Annotated in this window: 13 protein-coding genes; 8 read left to right on the top strand and 5 right to left on the bottom strand. The window is 63.0% G+C overall.

All coding sequences use genetic code 11. The features are described 5' to 3' along the window. Positions 1–32 precede the first annotated feature (32 nt). Positions 33–3,101, top strand: a complete 3,069-nt coding sequence (locus tag INT29_RS07830) for a DEAD/DEAH box helicase (RefSeq protein WP_193071312.1) — start codon at positions 33–35, stop codon at positions 3,099–3,101. Positions 3,102–3,133: 32 nt separating this feature from the next. Further along, on the top strand, positions 3,134–3,772 hold the full coding sequence (locus INT29_RS07825; RefSeq protein WP_009883487.1) for a hypothetical protein: 639 nt from the start codon (positions 3,134–3,136) through the stop codon (positions 3,770–3,772). A gap of 142 nt (positions 3,773–3,914) precedes the next feature. Here the strand turns inward: INT29_RS07825 and INT29_RS07820 are convergent, their stop codons facing one another. Next, positions 3,915–4,238 carry a CHY zinc finger protein gene (locus INT29_RS07820; RefSeq protein ID WP_096145676.1) on the bottom strand — a complete coding sequence of 108 codons (324 nt, stop codon included), beginning with the start codon at positions 4,236–4,238 and terminating at the stop codon, positions 3,915–3,917. A 101-nt stretch (positions 4,239–4,339) separates the two neighbouring features. On the opposite strand from INT29_RS07820, the gene INT29_RS07815 reads away from it, so the two are divergent. After that, entirely contained in the window at positions 4,340–5,380 is a 1,041-nt protein-coding gene (locus INT29_RS07815) for a DUF2891 family protein (RefSeq protein WP_193071311.1), read from the top strand. Between the two features lie 102 nt (positions 5,381–5,482). Here the strand turns inward: INT29_RS07815 and INT29_RS07810 are convergent, their stop codons facing one another. From INT29_RS07810 to INT29_RS07795, 4 genes are all read right to left on the bottom strand, one after another. Beyond that, positions 5,483–6,508: an Abi family protein gene (locus INT29_RS07810; protein ID WP_193071310.1), complete on the bottom strand. Its 1,026-nt coding sequence runs from the start codon at positions 6,506–6,508 to the stop codon at positions 5,483–5,485. A 286-nt stretch (positions 6,509–6,794) separates the two neighbouring features. Then, on the bottom strand, positions 6,795–8,297 hold the full coding sequence (locus INT29_RS07805; protein WP_193071309.1) for an aspartate ammonia-lyase: 1,503 nt from the start codon (positions 8,295–8,297) through the stop codon (positions 6,795–6,797). 60 nt (positions 8,298–8,357) lie between these two features. Beyond that, positions 8,358–9,650, bottom strand: a complete 1,293-nt coding sequence (locus tag INT29_RS07800) for a flavin-containing monooxygenase (protein WP_193071308.1) — start codon at positions 9,648–9,650, stop codon at positions 8,358–8,360. 241 nt (positions 9,651–9,891) lie between these two features. Further along, positions 9,892–10,824 (bottom strand): LysR substrate-binding domain-containing protein, encoded by a 933-nt coding sequence (locus INT29_RS07795; protein ID WP_193071307.1) that lies wholly within the window; start codon positions 10,822–10,824, stop codon positions 9,892–9,894. Positions 10,825–11,000: 176 nt separating this feature from the next. Here INT29_RS07795 and INT29_RS07790 point away from each other — a divergent pair, with 176 nt between their 5' ends. From INT29_RS07790 to INT29_RS07770, 5 genes are all read left to right on the top strand, one after another. Then, positions 11,001–11,444 (top strand): RidA family protein, encoded by a 444-nt coding sequence (locus INT29_RS07790; protein WP_319020861.1) that lies wholly within the window; start codon positions 11,001–11,003, stop codon positions 11,442–11,444. Continuing rightward, complete coding sequence (locus INT29_RS07785) at positions 11,441–12,124, top strand: DUF1028 domain-containing protein (protein WP_193071306.1); 684 nt, start codon at positions 11,441–11,443, stop codon at positions 12,122–12,124. Before INT29_RS07790 ends, INT29_RS07785 begins: the two co-directional genes overlap by 4 nt. Continuing rightward, positions 12,121–13,278 (top strand): M20 family metallopeptidase, encoded by a 1,158-nt coding sequence (locus tag INT29_RS07780; protein WP_193071305.1) that lies wholly within the window; start codon positions 12,121–12,123, stop codon positions 13,276–13,278. Before INT29_RS07785 ends, INT29_RS07780 begins: the two co-directional genes overlap by 4 nt. A gap of 125 nt (positions 13,279–13,403) precedes the next feature. Continuing rightward, positions 13,404–14,774, top strand: a complete 1,371-nt coding sequence (locus INT29_RS07775; protein WP_193071304.1) for an MFS transporter — start codon at positions 13,404–13,406, stop codon at positions 14,772–14,774. Between the two features lie 90 nt (positions 14,775–14,864). After that, positions 14,865–16,376: an aldehyde dehydrogenase family protein gene (locus INT29_RS07770; protein WP_193071303.1), complete on the top strand. Its 1,512-nt coding sequence runs from the start codon at positions 14,865–14,867 to the stop codon at positions 16,374–16,376. The last annotated feature ends 37 nt before the right edge of the window (positions 16,377–16,413 follow it).

Genomic DNA, 16,413 nt, shown 5'->3' with positions numbered 1-16,413 from the left:
CACATGTCCGCCCTCAATGAGAAGATGGCACGGTGCCCGCCAATGACCATGCTTCGTCCCATCACACCGCCGGGTGGCGTGATGCCTTCGCCTCCCTCGCCGAGGTGGCCCCGCAGGAGTACACGCCCGTGGCCTTGGGATTCGAGCTCGTCGAGGTCGTAGCCCGGACATGGTTCGAACCGAAGCACTCGGTCGTGCTGGAGAAGCAGGAAGTCTCCCCCGGCTCCAATCCCAGCCTCGCGATCCGCCCGCTGATCCTCAGCGAATCCGGCAACTGGGTGAAGAAGTCCCTCACCTGGCGCACCATCGATCGCATGGCCCGGCAGTTCAACGTCGATCCCCGTCACCAGGAGTGGTTCACCCAGCTCGCAGGACTGCGGACCCGGGACAAAACGGACTTCACACCCGATGGTGCGCCGTACAACCTCGGCGATTTCCACACTCCTCTGCTGTGGGACATGTTCGCTCAGGCCGCCGAACTCGGGATCGAACTCGTCGGCGTCAATCAGGGCATGGATGTGCGCATCGGGCGTGAGGCGAAGGCGATCATCGACGTCAACCGGGTGAAGAACCAGCTGCGGGTGCAGCCACGGGTCACGATCGATGAACGCGAATTCTCACCAGGACTGACCAAGCCCATCTGGACGCACGGGTTCTTCGGTGTCGACCTGCGCACAGGGTTCACGGTGACCTTGGCTCCGGCGGCCAAACCCACCGCGCAGTCGGCACTCTCAGTCTTCCAATCAACTGGCCCAATCACGATCCCGGCGAACGAGTCCGAAGAATTCTTCGAGGAGTACTACCCATTGCTGCGTACTTCCGCCGAGGTCGTGAGCACCGACGAGACGGTGAAGTTTCCCCAGTTCAGCCAGCCGCGGCTGGTCCTCTTCATGGTCTACGGTGCAAAGGACCACCTGAGCCTGCAGTGGTACTGGGAGTACTCGGGACCGCGCCGGACCCTGCCCGTGGTGCCCCTGTCGAAACTCGGCACCTCCGCCATCCGCACCACAGCGGGCGCGCGCAGCACCACTCCGACGCCAGACCCACGCGACAACCGCGACCTTGAGCATGAGGGCGCTGTGCTCGACCAAGTCGCGTCCGTCCTCGCCGAGACCCAACCGCCGGGCCACCCCCGCGACATGGAGCTCTCCGACGTCGACACCGCGGACTTCGTCGTCAACGTCCTGCCCGGGCTCGAGGAGATCGAGCACGTCAAGGTCATCACGCGCGGGAAGAAGCAGCCCTATCGTGAGCTCGGCGGGGAACCGAACATCACGATCACCTCGGTCGAGTCGGAGAAGAACGACTGGTTCGACCTCGGCTTCCAGATCACCATCGACGGCAAGCCCATCCCCTTCGTCAAGCTCTACAAAGCCCTGGCGTCGGGGACGAAGAAGATCAAACTCGTCGACGACACGTTCCTGTCGCTGAACAAACCCGCCTTCGACAAACTCAAGGCACTCCTGGCCGAGGCCGATCTCATCCCCGAGTGGGAACCCGAGTCGCCCAAGATCACGCGCCTGCATGTGGGCCTGTGGTCGGAGTTCGAGGAGCTCGCCGATGAGACTCTGCCCGCCCAGTCCTGGCAGGAATCCGCGCAGGCACTGCTCGACCTCGACCACCTGCCCGCCGTCGAAGTCCCTCACCTGAACGGCGTCACCATGCGGCCCTACCAGGTGCAGGGATTCCGGTGGCTGGCGCTGCTGCACAAGTGCCACCTCGGCGGGATCCTCGCCGACGACATGGGCCTGGGCAAGACCCTGCAGACCCTGGCACTCATCGCCCACGCAAAGGCCGAGCACGCGAACTCTGGGAGCGGGGAACCGCACCCGCCGTTCCTCGTCGTCGCTCCCACCTCGGTGGTGGACAACTGGGCAAAGGAGTCCGCGAAGTTCACCCCTGACCTCGACGTTCGTGTCGTTTCCGAGTCGACGAAGAAGAGGCAGAAGCCCCTCGCCGAGGTGGTCGCCGGTGCCGATCTCATCGTCATGTCCTATGCGATGCTGCGCCTGGACGAGGACCCGATCTCCCGCCTGGACTGGGCAGGGTTCATCCTCGATGAGGCACAGTTCGTGAAGAACAGCTCCTCGCAGGTCCACAAGGCCGCGAAGTCGGTCAACGCACCCTTCCGCCTGGCTCTGACGGGCACTCCGCTGGAGAATTCTCTACGCGATGTGTGGTCACTGTTCTCCATCACCGCACCTGGACTCTTCCCCAGCTCGCATCACTTCGAGAAGGAATACGTGCGGCCCATCGAAGGCGGTGAGGATCCGGGACGAATGGGACGGCTGCAGAAGCGGATTCGACCGTTCATGCTGCGCCGCACGAAGGATCTTGTCGCAGCCGATCTGCCGGAGAAGCAGGAGCAGGTCATCAATGTCGAGCTCAACGCTGCTCACCGCAAGCTCTACGATCGGGTGCTGCAGAAGGAGCGGAAGAAGATCCTCGGCTTCATCGACAGCGAGTATGACAAGCAGCGCTTCATCGTCTTCCGCTCACTGACCCTGCTGCGCATGCTCGCACTCGACCCGCGCATTGTCGACGGCGAACACGAAGGTGTGCACTCGTCCAAGCTCGCCGCCCTCATGGAACGCCTCGAGGATGTCGTGGCGGAGGGCCACCGGTCAATCGTGTTCAGCCAGTTCACCTCCTTCCTCGACAAGGTGGCCGAGGATCTCGATCGCCGAGGTGTCCCCTACGTCGTCCTCGACGGCTCGACTCGCAATCGCGGCCAGGTCGTCGACGAGTTCCGATCCGGCGCGGCTCCCGTGTTCCTCATCAGCCTCAAGGCCGGCGGTTTCGGCCTCAACCTCACCGAGGCCGACTATGTCTTCCTTATGGATCCGTGGTGGAATCCGGCGACGGAGAACCAAGCGATCGACCGAGCGCACCGGATCGGACAGACGAAGAACGTCATGGTCTATCGCTATGTCGCCGAGGGAACGATCGAGGAGAAGGTCCTGGCCCTGCAGAAGAAGAAGGCTGAGCTCTTCGACTCCCTCATGACCGACGGCGGGGCCTTCGAAGGGCGCGGCCCCAACGGTCAGGCATTCAGCCAGACGGTGACGGCCGAGGACATCCGGGGACTGCTCGAGGGGTAGCACAGCGCCAACCAACTATCCTGATAGTGACGATGACTGATGACTCAAAAGCGACCCGGGAGCAACGCTGGCAGGAACGCCTGGCAGTGCCGGTTCTGGTCGCCGCACTCGTCTCGATCCCAGCAATCTTCCTCACCTTCCTCTCTGAGCCGTGGAGCGACGCCGGCAGAGTCATCAATCTCTTGTCCGGCTTGGTCCTCGTAGGTGAGACGCTCATACTCTTCCTCGTTACTCCTGACAAGAAGTCCTGGTTCAAAAGGCACCTGTGGCTGATCGTGCTCACAGTTCTCGTGATCATCGGAGTCATCTTCGCCCTCGGCCCCGTGCAGCTGTTTCGCATCATTCGACTCGTCGGCGCATTACGTATTCTGCGTACAGGCAGAATCATCAAGGCCGGGCGACTACTCTCGGGACGCATCAGCGGCAGATGGAATCGTCTCGCAGCCCTGGGTGTCTCAATCCTGGTCGCGATCTTCGTCGCCGCCACTCTTGCCGATCCGAGTTCAACGGTCCGTGAGATCTTGCGCGGCGTCTTGCCCTTCGACTTCGGACCCATCGCGGTCATTGCCTCAGGGCTGATCCTGGCAGGCGCCACGTTCATCGTCCTCTTTGATCGCAACAGCAAAGACGAATTGGACGCAGAGCCTGGCAACGATGGCGGTCAGAGCTAAAGTCACCATCCGCCCGAGAATATTTACTTTAGATTGCCTAAAGTAAATATTGACGGCCACCTCGTGAGCTGAGGTTCGCAGCAAGCTGCACGAGAGGACGGCGCCCAGCGGAATCCGCGATAACTACGTGGCGGTCGCTGAGTCAGCCCTTGAAGTAGTAGCTCGAATGCGCCGCACACCGAGGGTTGAATGCCGCCGCGCACTCGGGACAAGCATCGGTACTCCGGTACGTGTCGATCGTCAGCTGTGACCAGCACATTCCGCAGAGGATGGCCGCCTGATCCCACTTCTCACGCGGCCATTGCTGGGCGGGATGATCGGTGGTCTCGGCGTGGCAGAGGTGGCACGGATAGTACCGGTCGCAGCACGCGAAGCGAATGGCGATGATGTCGAGCTCGGTCGCATAATGCTCACAACGCGTGTGCTCATCGACCGTCTTGCCATAGACCTGAGGAAACCTCGCCACCCCGCGCCCACCTTCCCCTCATTGAGCCGCTGCCAGTTCTCACTCTAACTGCCAACGCGCCCCGTCCGAGTAGAGTGAAATCCCCGAACCGATGAGGATCCATGCCGCAGTCTGCAGAGTTCGTCACCCCCTTCGCCGAGGTGGCCCTGAGCAACATCACCCGTAACTATCCGTACGCCGCCCACCACGTTGCACAGTCGTCCGCAGACATCGTCGAACCGCGCGAGAAGAACCCGGCTTTTGCGAACTCTTTCGACTGGCACTCGAGCGTCCACATGCACTATCTGCTCGTGTCCCTGCTGGCCACGCCAATTGCCCGAACGGCTCCGTGGCGCGACGAGGCCATCACGGTTCTCACCTCTCACCTGAGTGCTGAGAAACTTGCCGCCGAAGCGATGTTCCTCCGCGAGCACCCGACCTGGGAACGTCCCTATGGCTGGGCCTGGGCCGTCGAGCTCGTGCGTGCGCTTCGGGCCAGCGAAGAAGCGCGGTTGCGTGATCTGGCTTCCGGCGCCGAGGTGCTCGCCCAGACGGTCTTAGACCTGACCGTGGCATGGCTGCCGCACATGCCCGAACCCGTCCGTCATGGAATCCACCCGAACACCGCCTTCGGTCTGCGCCGCATCCTGCTCGGCGCACGAGACTTCGGCCGACATGATGTCGTCGATGCCATCGCTGGTGCCGCTCGGCGCTGCTTCGCCGATGATCATGCCTGGAACTTCAGCCAGGAACGCAGCGGCCAGGACTTCCTCTCCCCCGGCCTGTGCGAAGCCGACCTCATGGCCGAGATCCTCACCGCCGACGAGCTCGCCGTGTGGCTGCCAGACTTCCTCTCGGAACTAACGCCGGAGTCCCCCGCACTCTCCCCCGTCGAGGTCCTCGATCCCACGGACGGCTACCAGAGCCACCTATACGGCCTGGGCCTATCCGTTGCGGCCTCGATCATGCGCCTGGCCCCACGACTCCTGCAGATTGCCGAGGACTCAGGCAATCTGGACCTCGCTGACCGCACCAGGGGCTTCCTCACCCGAGTCGATACGCTCATGGCTCCCGGGCTCGAGGCGTCTGTGTCCGATGAGTACATGGCCTCGCACTGGGTGGCGACTTTTGCGTGGGAAGTACTGGAGCTCAAGAAGGATTGAGATGGATAGGTACGGCAGGTGACCTGCGGACCCCAAAAGGCACGGGGGTCGTGTAAGTGTCTGCTCTCCACCCAAACCTGGTGGTCGACTATCGTCCAGAAGTTACTGCCACAGGAGCTTGGTGTTCCAACTCGCAGGGAAGCCCATGTCCAACTCCGGCGTGACTACACGATGTCCATCGGGTGTGATTAGCGGGAGGCTGAAGGACAGGATGTGATCTCGAAACCTGGCAGGCCAATCACTCGGTTCAGAATGTGACCTAAGCATGAAGGCCAAGACGGCGGCATTTATATAGAGCCGCTTGCTCTCAGTTGAAGTGCGAGAATATCCAGGGGTTGAGACGTGGTCCAGCAATGGGCCAGCTGTGTGCCTGGGCGCGATCGACTGCGCGCGCTTGAAGTGTCGGTTGAAAAGCCGCGAGCCATGGGCGCAGTAGTTGCGCAAATCGGCGACTGCCCGGACGACTTTCCCGAACGGGGCGGGATGCATGAAGCCAAAATCATTGGCCACAGCCCGGGCATCAGCGGACTTCATCAGCTCGAAGAGATACGGCAAGCTCCCGAAACTGAGAAGTTCGGTTACGGCCCAGACCGGTAATGGTTGAGAGGGATATTTCGCTAGGTGATGAGCAACAAAGTCCTCTTCCGGCTTCGCACTTCCTATGGCTCTATCGACGGTGCGTTTCCAGGCCTGGAATTTAGTTTGAGGTGGCTGACTCCTGGGGATCAGCGTATTGCACTTCGCGGTGTCAAGGCAGTTTCGGTCTAAGTGCGCAGCCGGATCCAACCTGGCCAAAGCGTGCGCAATCGAAGCACGCAAGCGAATTTCGAAGTCCAAAGTCCCGTCTAGGCAGATGCGGGCCAACTTCATGTCGAACTCTTCAAGAGTTATGACATGATCGATGCTCGCCCCTGTCATGTACGTGGCAGCTCGGTATTCGCGCATTGCGGCATTGATCTGGTCGGCAGGCAGCAGCTCACGGAACACGTAGCGGTATGCTCCAGACCGGTGGTAGCCCACCCGAGTGAGGAAACCGAGGGTGCGTGCGTGATTCGGAATCTTCAGCCCAGCTTCAGCCAAGTCTGTAATCAGATCCTCGCGCTCTTTGAACGCTTTTGTGAAGTGCATGCAGCTCATTATCGCGCAAATGAAAATCGTCTCCTTGAGTCCGAGGACTCAGAGGGAGACGATGTCTGATGCCCCCAGCTTAGCACTCGGCGAAGGAATATTCACTGCGCTCGTCGGCGCACAGCTCCTGCGATCCCCTGTGCGCCAGCTCCTGGCACCGCCGTTAGCGGCCACCCAGGTAAACGGAAGAATACGACAGCAACAAGGAACCCCTCGTCGAGTTCCGACGCTCCACCGGTTCGCTGACCAGCGGACCCCACCTCACACCGCCCACGGCCAAGTCTGGTCACTCTGGAGATGGCACCACGGGGATCTCCGAGGTCATCTCGTCGCGAGGAACCGCCTCGGCGCTGTCGGCCGAGTTCTCCACACCGTGATCGGCAGGCAGGCCGGTCAGACGCTCAGGCTTGAGGATCTCCTCGAGCTGAGTCCTATCGAGGAGCCCCTGCTTCACGACGAGGTCAGAGATCGGTTCGTTCGTCGCCAGCGCCTGCTTGGCCAGCTGCGCGGCAGGGGCGTAGCCGATGACCGGGGCGAGAGCGGTGATGACGGTGACGGAACGGGCCACGGTGTCTTCGAGGGCCGCCTCGTTGGCGGTGATGCCGTTGACACAGTTGACGCGGAAGGTCTGGCAGGCACGCTCGAGCCAGGTGATCGACTGGAACAGGGAATGGGCGATGACCGGCTCGAACGCGTTGAGCTGGAGCTGGCCGGCCTCGACGGCCATGGACACGGTGACGTCGGCACCGGCGACTGAGTAGGCGACCTGGGAGACAGCTTCGGGGATGACTGGGTTGACCTTGCCGGGCATGATCGATGAGCCAGCCTGGCGGGCAGGCAGGTTGATCTCACCGAAGCCGGCCTGTGGTCCCGACGACAGCAGACGCAGGTCGTTGGCGATCTTCGACATCTTCAGAGCACTTCGCTTGAGCGCCCCGGAGAAGGTGATGAAGACCCCGGTGTCGGAGGTGGATTCGACGAGGTCGCCGGCGGTGACGAGTTCGAGCCCGGTGATGGAGCGCAGGTGCTTGATCACCGCTTCCCTGTACCCGACCGGGGCGTTGATCGCCGTTCCGATCGCCGTGGCGCCCATGTTGACCTCGCCGAGGAGTGCCACCGCGTCTTCGAGCCGCTGGACGTCCTCACGCAGGGTGGTGGCGAAGGCGTTGAACTCCTGCCCCAGGGTCATCGGCACCGCGTCCTGGAGCTGGGTGCGACCGACCTTGATGATGTCGGAGAACTCGCGCCCCTTCGCGGCAAAGGCATCCGCCAAAAGTGTGAGTTCGCCGAGGAGGTTCTGCAGTGAGAAGGCCAGCGCGATCTTGATCGCCGTCGGGTAGGTGTCGTTCGTGGACTGGCTGTGGTTCGTGTGGTCATTGGGATTGATGAACGAATAGTCGCCCTTCGCGTGACCACCGATCTCGAGCGCACGGTTCGTGATCACCTCATTGGCGTTCATGTTCGTCGACGTGCCCGCCCCACCCTGGATCACGCCGACGGTGAACTGGTCGTGGAGGCGCCCGCCCTTGATCTCTTCGCAGGCGGCATCGATGAGGTTCGCTCGCTGTTCGTCAAGGGCACCGATCTCCAGGTTCGCCCGCGCCGCCGCCTGCTTCACACAGGCGAAGGCACGGACGAAGTCGGGGTAGACGGAGACCGGTCGGCGCGCGATCGGGAAGTTCTCGCCCGCCCGGGCTGTGTGCACACCCCAATACGCTGCAGCAGGGATTTCGAGGCTGCCGATCGAATCGGTCTCTGTGCGGGTGGGTGTGGATGCGCTGTCGGTCACCGCTGGTGCCTTCTTTCGTCGTGAGGATGCGTCATGATCGCGGAGGTTGTCCCTCGGTAATCACCGTACTGCGGCTTCAAGCAGGGCGTTATGATCTGGCTCATAGTCGCGGTACTTACGCTGGATCTCGATCTGGTCGGCGAGGTATTTCGCGTCGTGCCAGACGCCCCAGATGAAGCTCGATCCGCGACGTGAGAGCCACGGCAGGCCCAGGAAGTACATGCCCGGAACGGGAGTGACGCCGCGCTGCTGGACGGGGTAGCCTCGCTCGTCGAGGACGCCTTCGACCTGCAGCCATGAGTAGTCGACACCGAAGCCGGTCGCCCAGATCACGGTCCGCACGTCCGCCTCGGCGAGGTCCATTTCGAGGATCGGGTTGCTCACGCACTCGGGGTCAGGACCGAGCTCATGAGCCTCTGGTTCAGGGGGCAGGTCGAGGCCGTTGCGTTCGATGTAGTCATCGGCCTCACGCAGCAGGGACAGGTAGTTGTCGTCGCCGCGGGCGATGTTTGCGCCCAGGTCGGAACCGATCTGCAGCTTGCCGTGGAGATAAGAGTTCGCGCGTCCCAGCAGGGTGATGCCCGAGGCTGCGAGATTGCGGAAGTCCACGGTGTGCCCGCCTTCGGCACCGCTGACGGCGATCGTGACGTGATCGGCGCCCACGGGTGGGGCTGCGAGGTCCCATTTGCCCAGGGCTCCGAGCCACCAGCAGAAGTCGCGATTGCGGTATGCCCGCGGTGGGCGATCGTGTGGGCCCACGGCCAGGTAGACCTTCTTGCCGGACTTCTGGATCTCCGCGGCGATCTGGACACCCGAAGAGCCTGCACCGACGACGAGCACAGCGCCTTCGTCGAGCTGCGCGGGGTTCTTGTACGAGTTCGAGTGGATCTGGGTGATGCCGGAGCTCTCGGGCACGATCTTCGGAATGACCGGTGTCTGGAATGGCCCCGTCGCGGCGACGACATAGTCGGCCTCGATGGTGCTCCGGTCGGTTTCGACGAGGTAGCCGCGGGCATGCTCCCGTTCGGTCACTGTGGTCACGGTGACTCCGGTGCGCACTGGCAGGTTGTTGCGTTCAACCAGCGTGCGGAAGTATTCGGCCACCTGGTCTTTGGTTGCGAATCCGTCGGGGTCGACGTCGGCGAATTCCTGGGTGGGGAACCTGTCGTGCCAGGCGGGGCCGTTGGCGACGAGGGAGTCCCAACGCCTGGACTGCCAGGCCTCGGCGATCCGGTTCTTCTCCAGAACGATGTGGGGTACTCCCCTGGACTGCAGGTGCTCGCTCATCGCGATTCCGGCTTGGCCCGCGCCGATGATGACGACTTCGGTGGTCTCAGTTTCCTTGCCCGGCATGGGACACTCCTGTTCTCGAAAACCGCGTCTGAGCTGCAGATACGGCACTTGCGTCTTTGCTCGTGGGGCGACGATGGTGTCCGCCCTCTCGCGATCCAGCAAACCGCAGGTGAGAGCGTCAATGCCAATAGTTGTTGACGGTCAATTGCATCTACCGAATAGATGTAGCCCTGTGGAGTCAATCATTTCCGGGTATCTCGAAGCTCAGCAGAAAGCACCGAACTCAGCCGAATCGACTAGGTCAGACGGAATCCTCGCCTGAGGCCGCCTCGGCGAGGATCTCGCGCATCATCGTCGTCACGGCTTTCGCCTTCGCTGTTCCTGCCGCCTGCGACAATGCCGAGACGACGAGATGAAGGCTGGGTGCAGAGTCAGCGATTTCGAGGATCGAGGTCTTGGCCCCCGTATAGGTCTGTTCGATGTCGGGGCGCTGGTTGAGGATCGAGAATCCCAAACCCATGGCGACCATCGAGCGCACGGTCTCGTAGTTCGAGGACTTGTACTTGACCTTGGGCGTGATGCCGGCCGTACGCAGCATAGTGAGGAAGTACTCCCGGCTGTCGGGCAGATCAAGGAGGACGAGCGGGTCCTCGGCGAGCGCGGACAGCTTGACCTTCTTCTTCCCGGCCAGCCGGTGGTTCGTGTCGACGATGACGTGCGGTCTCACCTCGCCGACCCGCTGGGCTTGGACGCCTTCGGCCTCGGTGAGGTCGTAGTTTATCGCGATCTCCGCCCGCCCACTGCGCAGTGCGGCCATGCACTCCTCGTGATCACCCTCGACGACTTCGATGCTCAGTTCCGGGTGCCGTTCGTTGAGCCGCCCGATGAGCTGCGGAAGAATGAAGGGGGCCAGGGTCTTGAAGCAGGCAAGGACGATCGTGCCGCGAACCTCGTTCTGTCCGGCCTGGATCGATTCGACCGCCTCGGTGATGAGCCCGAAGATCTGGCGGGTCTCGTGAAGCAGCCCTTCGCCAGCCGGGGTGAGGACCAGACCCTTCGAATGCTGGCGGACGAAGAGCGGGGCGCCGAGCGCCTTCTCCAGCTGATTGATCGCCGTGGACACCGCCGACTGGGCGATGTGCAGCTCCTGGCTCGCCGTCGTCATGTTCAGTGTCTTCGCGCATTCTGCGAAGTACGAGAGTTGAGTGAGCGTAATCGAGAATCTGTGGACCATGGCGACCTCTTCGTCAGTGGAATCTATTATTCAGATTTGGAATCTGTTTTTCAGATGGAGTCTCTAGATAATAACTATTTCACAGATACTCTGTTGTTTCCGAGAATGGAAGCACACACCCGAACGGCGCCACACCCCGTTCGACATGTTCCGATCAGCTCGAAGAGGAGACCGCAGTGGCCGAACCCACGCACACACGTCTGAGAATGTTCAACACCAAAGAGACCTACCCCGAACAGAACCTCGACAACGATCTGTGCCAGGCCGTCGTCGCCGGCGGTGTCGTCTACCTCCGTGGCCAGATCGGCCAGGACCTTGAGACTCGCGAGTCCGTGGGCATCGGCGACGTCACCGCGCAGGCGGAGAAGGCCATGTCCAATATCGCCATGCTCCTCGAAGAAGCAGGCAGCCGACTCGAGGACATCGTCAAGGTCACCATCTACATCATCGACCCCCGCTACCGCGAGGACGTGTACCGCACCGTGGGCAAGTGGCTCAAGGGCGTCTACCCCGTCTCGACCGGCATCGTCGTCCAGGCATTGGCCCGCCCCGAATGGCTCGTCGAGATCGACGCCACCGCCGTCCTCAGTGAACCTTCCACCGCCGAGGTGGCCCGATGACCTTCTCCCTCCTCCTCCACGATCCCGACACCGGTGAATTCGGTGCCGCGATCGCCTCGTCCTCCCCCGCGGTCTCTGCCCGGTGTCTCAACCTGGCCGACGGCATCGGCGGAGTGAACTCACAGAACATCACGGACCCCCGCCTCGGCGGACGGATTCTCGACCAGATGGCTGCCGGCAAGCCTGCGCAGCTGGCCCTGGATTCGATCGTCGATCAGGTCGAGGCCGATGTCATCGCCTACCGGCAGATCCTCGTCATCGACGGCAGCGGCAACACCGCAGCCCACTCGGGCGCCGAGGCGCTCGGGATCTTCGGTGCCCGTACCGAGCAGAACGCCGTGGCCGGTGGCAATATGCTCAAATCACTCGACGTCCTCGATGCCTTCATCGAGACCGCGCTGTCCTCGACCGGACCGATTGAGCGTCGCCTGTTCGCCGCTTTCCAAGCCGCTTTCGCCGCCGGTGGCGAGGCCGGACCCGTACATTCGGCCGGCCTAGCCGTCGTCAGCGACGCCGGCTGGAGGGTCACCGACCTGCGCGTGGATTGGGCCGACGAGGATCCGATCGGTGAACTGGGCGAGCTCCTCGACATCTGGATGCCCCAGCGTGAGGACTACATCACCCGCGGCCTCAACCCCGTGGCTTCACCGTCTTACGGTGTCCCCGGAGACGAGCGATGAGCCAGCCCACCGATGTCGAACTGTCTGTGAAGGATCGGATCGCGGCCCGCCTCGCCGAGGTGAGCCCCGCACTCGTGGGCCTGTCGAATTCACTCCACGACGATCCCGAGATCGGGTGGCAGGAATTCCGCTCCGCCGCCTCGGTGGCCGGTGTTCTGGCCGATCACGACTTCACCATCGAACAGCCCTACCTGGGACTCGAGACCGCGTTTCGCGCGACGTTCGGATCGGGTGACTTCACCATCGGATTCCTCGCCGAATACGATGCCCTGCCCGGCCTCGGCCATGCCTGCGGGCACAACCTCATCTCCGCGATGAGCGTCGGCGGGGCCATCGGTCTGGCCGCTGCGGCAGAAGATCTGGGCATCAGCGTCGAGGTCATCGGCACCCCCGCCGAAGAAGGTGGCGGCGGCAAGATCGAACTGCTCGAACGCGGAGCGTTTGCGAACCTCGACTTCGCGCTCATGGCCCACCCCGCTCCCGTCGACGTTGCCGAGGCAGAACCCTTCGCGGTCACCCATTGGCATGTCGAATACACGGGTCGCGCGGCTCATGCGGCTGCCTATCCGGAGCGTGGAATCAACGCCAACGACGCCTTCCTCGTCGCCCAGGTCGCCCTGGGCCTGCTGCGTCAGCAGCTGCCGAAGACCGTGCGCGTCCACGGCGTGATGACCAACGGCGGCGAAGCACCCAACGCCATTCCGGCAAAGACCGAGGGCCGCTGGTATGTCCGCGCCGAGTCCACCGAGGAACTCCTGGCGATGGAGAAGCGGGTCATCGACTGCTTCGAGGCCGGGGCACTGGCCACCGGCGCCACACTTTCGATCACGCCGGAGAGCAAACGGTATGCGGAGATGCGCACCGATGAGGAGGCGCTGGAGTCCTACCGGGCCAATGCCATCGCACTCGGCCGGAACTTCGACGTCGACCCGATTGCCGCCACGATGAATCGGGCCTCGACGGACATGGGCAATGTGTCCCAGGTCGTCAATGCCATCCATCCCTATATCGGGGTCGGCGGGGAGGCGAGCAACCACCAGGCGGCCTTCGCTGAATCCTGTGTCGGAGAAGAGGCCGAACGCACGCTGATCGACGGCGCCACGGCACTTGCCTGGACCGCAGCCGACGTCAGCACCCGACGGTCAGGCACCTGACCAACCGATTCACCAGCTCGGTGAACCGACAACAGCCACCCGCATGGGCCGAGCTGGTGTCGGCTCACCGAGCCGAAGCCGCCGGCACACCGCCGGCGCCTGAGGTTCCAAAGGAGGAACTCGATATGAGCGGTGCACACCCTGCCGACGCGAAAGACCTGGCCTATAAGAAGGGCCTGCAGAAGAGCGTCGCGGCCGGATCCATCGGCGTGCTCGTCCACTGGTTCGACTGGGCCGTCTACGCCTATATGGCGACGACGATCGCGGCGATCTTCTTCCCCGAGGGAGACGAGACCGCGGGTCTGCTCGCGACCTTCGCCGTCTTCGCGGTCTCCTTCCTCGTCCGCCCGATCGGTGCGATCATCTTCGGTCGCCTCGGCGACAAGCTGGGTCGCAAGCTAACGCTCTCCGTCGTCATCATCGCCATGGCTGCTTCGACGTTGGTCCTCGGCGTTCTGCCGACCTACGAGACGATCGGGATGCTCGCCCCGATCCTCCTCATCGTCACCCGCATCGTCCAGGGCCTGGCCGCCGGTGGAGAGTTCGGCAGTGCTGCGGCGTTCCTCGGTGAGTTCTCACCCCGGAAGCGCCGAGGCTTCGGCTGCAGCTGGCTCGAAGTCGGTTCCCTGCTCGGGTTCCTCCTGGCCTCAATGGTCGTCTTCCTGCTCACCCAGGTACTCAGCCCCGAACAGGTGCTGGCCGGCGGGTGGAGGATTCCGTTCCTCATCACGGTGCCCCTGGGCCTCATCGGCCTCTACATCCGCCGCAAGATCGAGGACACTCCTGAGTTCGCGGCGCTGCAGAAGATGGAGACCGTCTCCGAGTCGCCGCTGCGTGAGGTCTTCAAGCGCAATCCCAAGCAGTTCCTTCAGACGTGCGGCATGGAGATCTTCATGAACGTCACGTTCTATGTCGTTCTCGTCTACCTGCTCACCTACCAGGAGACCGAGCTGGGCTTCGATCCCGGTCGGGCCGCGCTGCTCTCGACACTGGCCTCGGCCCTGGGACTCATCATCGTCCCGCTCTCGGGCATCGCCTCGGACAAGTTCGGTCGCAAGCCCGTGCTCATGACCGCCGCGGTCTCTCTCACGGTGATGGCGATCCCACTGTTCATGCTCATGCAGGTCCAGTCCTCGCTGGCCGCGTTCGTCTCGACCTTCGGCCTGGCGTTCATCCTCGCCATCATCCTGGGAACGCATGCCGTGACCGTGGTCGAACTCTTCCCGACGCGGACCAGGCAGACCGGGCTGTCGATCGCCTATGCGCTCACGGCCGCCCTGTTCGCCGGCACCGCACCCTACGCTCTGACCTGGCTGATCGAGAACACCGGCAGCATGCTCAGCCCCGGCTTCTTCCTGGCCGTGGTCGGCGTCGTCGGCATCATCACCGTGGTCTCGATTCCCGAGACCCAAGGCGTGGACCTGCTCAAGGACGACGATTTCGATACCCCGGCAACAGCCTCGGCGAGCGCGACTGCCGATCCGGCCGTCTCCTGAGCGACCGCTCCTCACCAACGACTTCTCTGACCATTTCAACCACGAACTCTCTGACCACCAGAGACATCGCGAACGACTGGAGACTCATCCATGACTGACACCATCTCGGCACCCACCACCGCCGCCACAACCTGGCGCGACAAGGCCGCGAACCTGACCATCGACGGACGCCCCGTCATCAACGGCGAGCGCGTGGACGCGATCTCCGGTCAGACCCAGACGAAGACGAACCCTGCGAACGGTGAGACGATCTCGCAGCTCCACCTCGGCGGGCAGGACGATGTCGATGCCGCGGTGAGCGCCGCACGCACCGCGTATGAGACCGGTGAGTGGTCACGAGCCTCGGCGACGCATCGTCGTGAGGTGCTGCTGCGTCTGGCCGATCTCATCGAGGCGCGGGCCGACGAATTCGCACTGCTGGACACCCTCGACATGGGCAAGCCGATCGGGGAATCTTCGACGATCGATGCCCCTGGTTCCGCCGCGCTCTACCGGTTCTACGGTGAGGCGATCGAGAAGACTGTCGACGAAATTCCGGTCACTCCGGTGGGGTCGACCGCGCTGGTGACCCGTGAGTCCCTTGGGGTCATCGGCATCATCGTGCCGTGGAACTACCCGCTGGAGATCGCGACGTGGAAGATCGCTCCGGCGCTGGCTGCGGGCAATGCGCTCGTGGTCAAACCCCCGGTCGAGGCCTCGCACTCGATCCTGCTGTTGGCCGAACTCGCCGTCGAGGCAGGGGTTCCGGCGGGCATCCTCAACGTCGTTCCCGGTCGCGGATCGGTCGTGGGCAAGGCGCTGGGCATGCACATGGACGTCGACATGCTCGGCTTCACCGGGTCCACCGAGGTGGCCATGCAACTCCAGCAGTACGCCGGAACGTCGAACATGAAACGTCTGGCCCTGGAGGCCGGTGGGAAGAGTTCGAACATCATCTTCGCCGACTGCGACGACCTCGAAGCTGCGGCTGTGAAATCAGCGTTCGGCGCCTTCTACAACCAGGGCGAGGTGTGCTCCGCGAACTCACGCATCTTCGTCGAACGCCCCGTGTATGAGAAGTTCCTCGAACTCTTCAGGGCCGCGGCCGATGGCTTCCAGCCCGGCGATCCGCTGGACCCGACCACGGCGATCGGTTCGCTGGTGTCCGAAAAGCACGCCGATCAGGTGTGGGAGTGCGTCGAGGAGGCACGCGCGGGCGGAACCATCGTCAAGGGCGGCAACCGCCCGGGAATCAACGGATCCACAGCGTTCATCGACCCGACAATCATCACCGACCTCCCGGCCGATCACCGTCTCCACCAGCATGAGATTTTCGGACCCGTCGCCCTCGTCACGCCCTTCGACACCGAGGACGAAGCGATCGAGAAGGCCAACGGAACCCCGTATGGTCTCGCGGCTTCGATGTGGACCGGCAGCATGGCCCGGGCCCACAGGGTCTCGTCCCGCCTGGTCGCCGGCACGGTATCAGTGAACACCGTTGATGCGCTGGGCTTCACGACACCCTTCGGCGGATTCAAGCAGTCCGGTTTCGGCCGTGATCTCTCGGTGCATGCCCTGGAGAACTACTCGGACTTCAAGACGACTTGGCTGCAGTGGGGGTGAACCGCTAAAGCGAGTTATCAGCGCGGTGAACCTGCAA

Origin of the sequence: Brevibacterium sp. FME37 (genome assembly GCF_014897485.1) — a bacterium.
GTDB lineage: Bacteria > Actinomycetota > Actinomycetes > Actinomycetales > Brevibacteriaceae > Brevibacterium.
The sequence above is the reverse complement of the archived record's forward strand: the minus strand, read 5'-3'. Positions and strand labels throughout refer to the sequence as shown.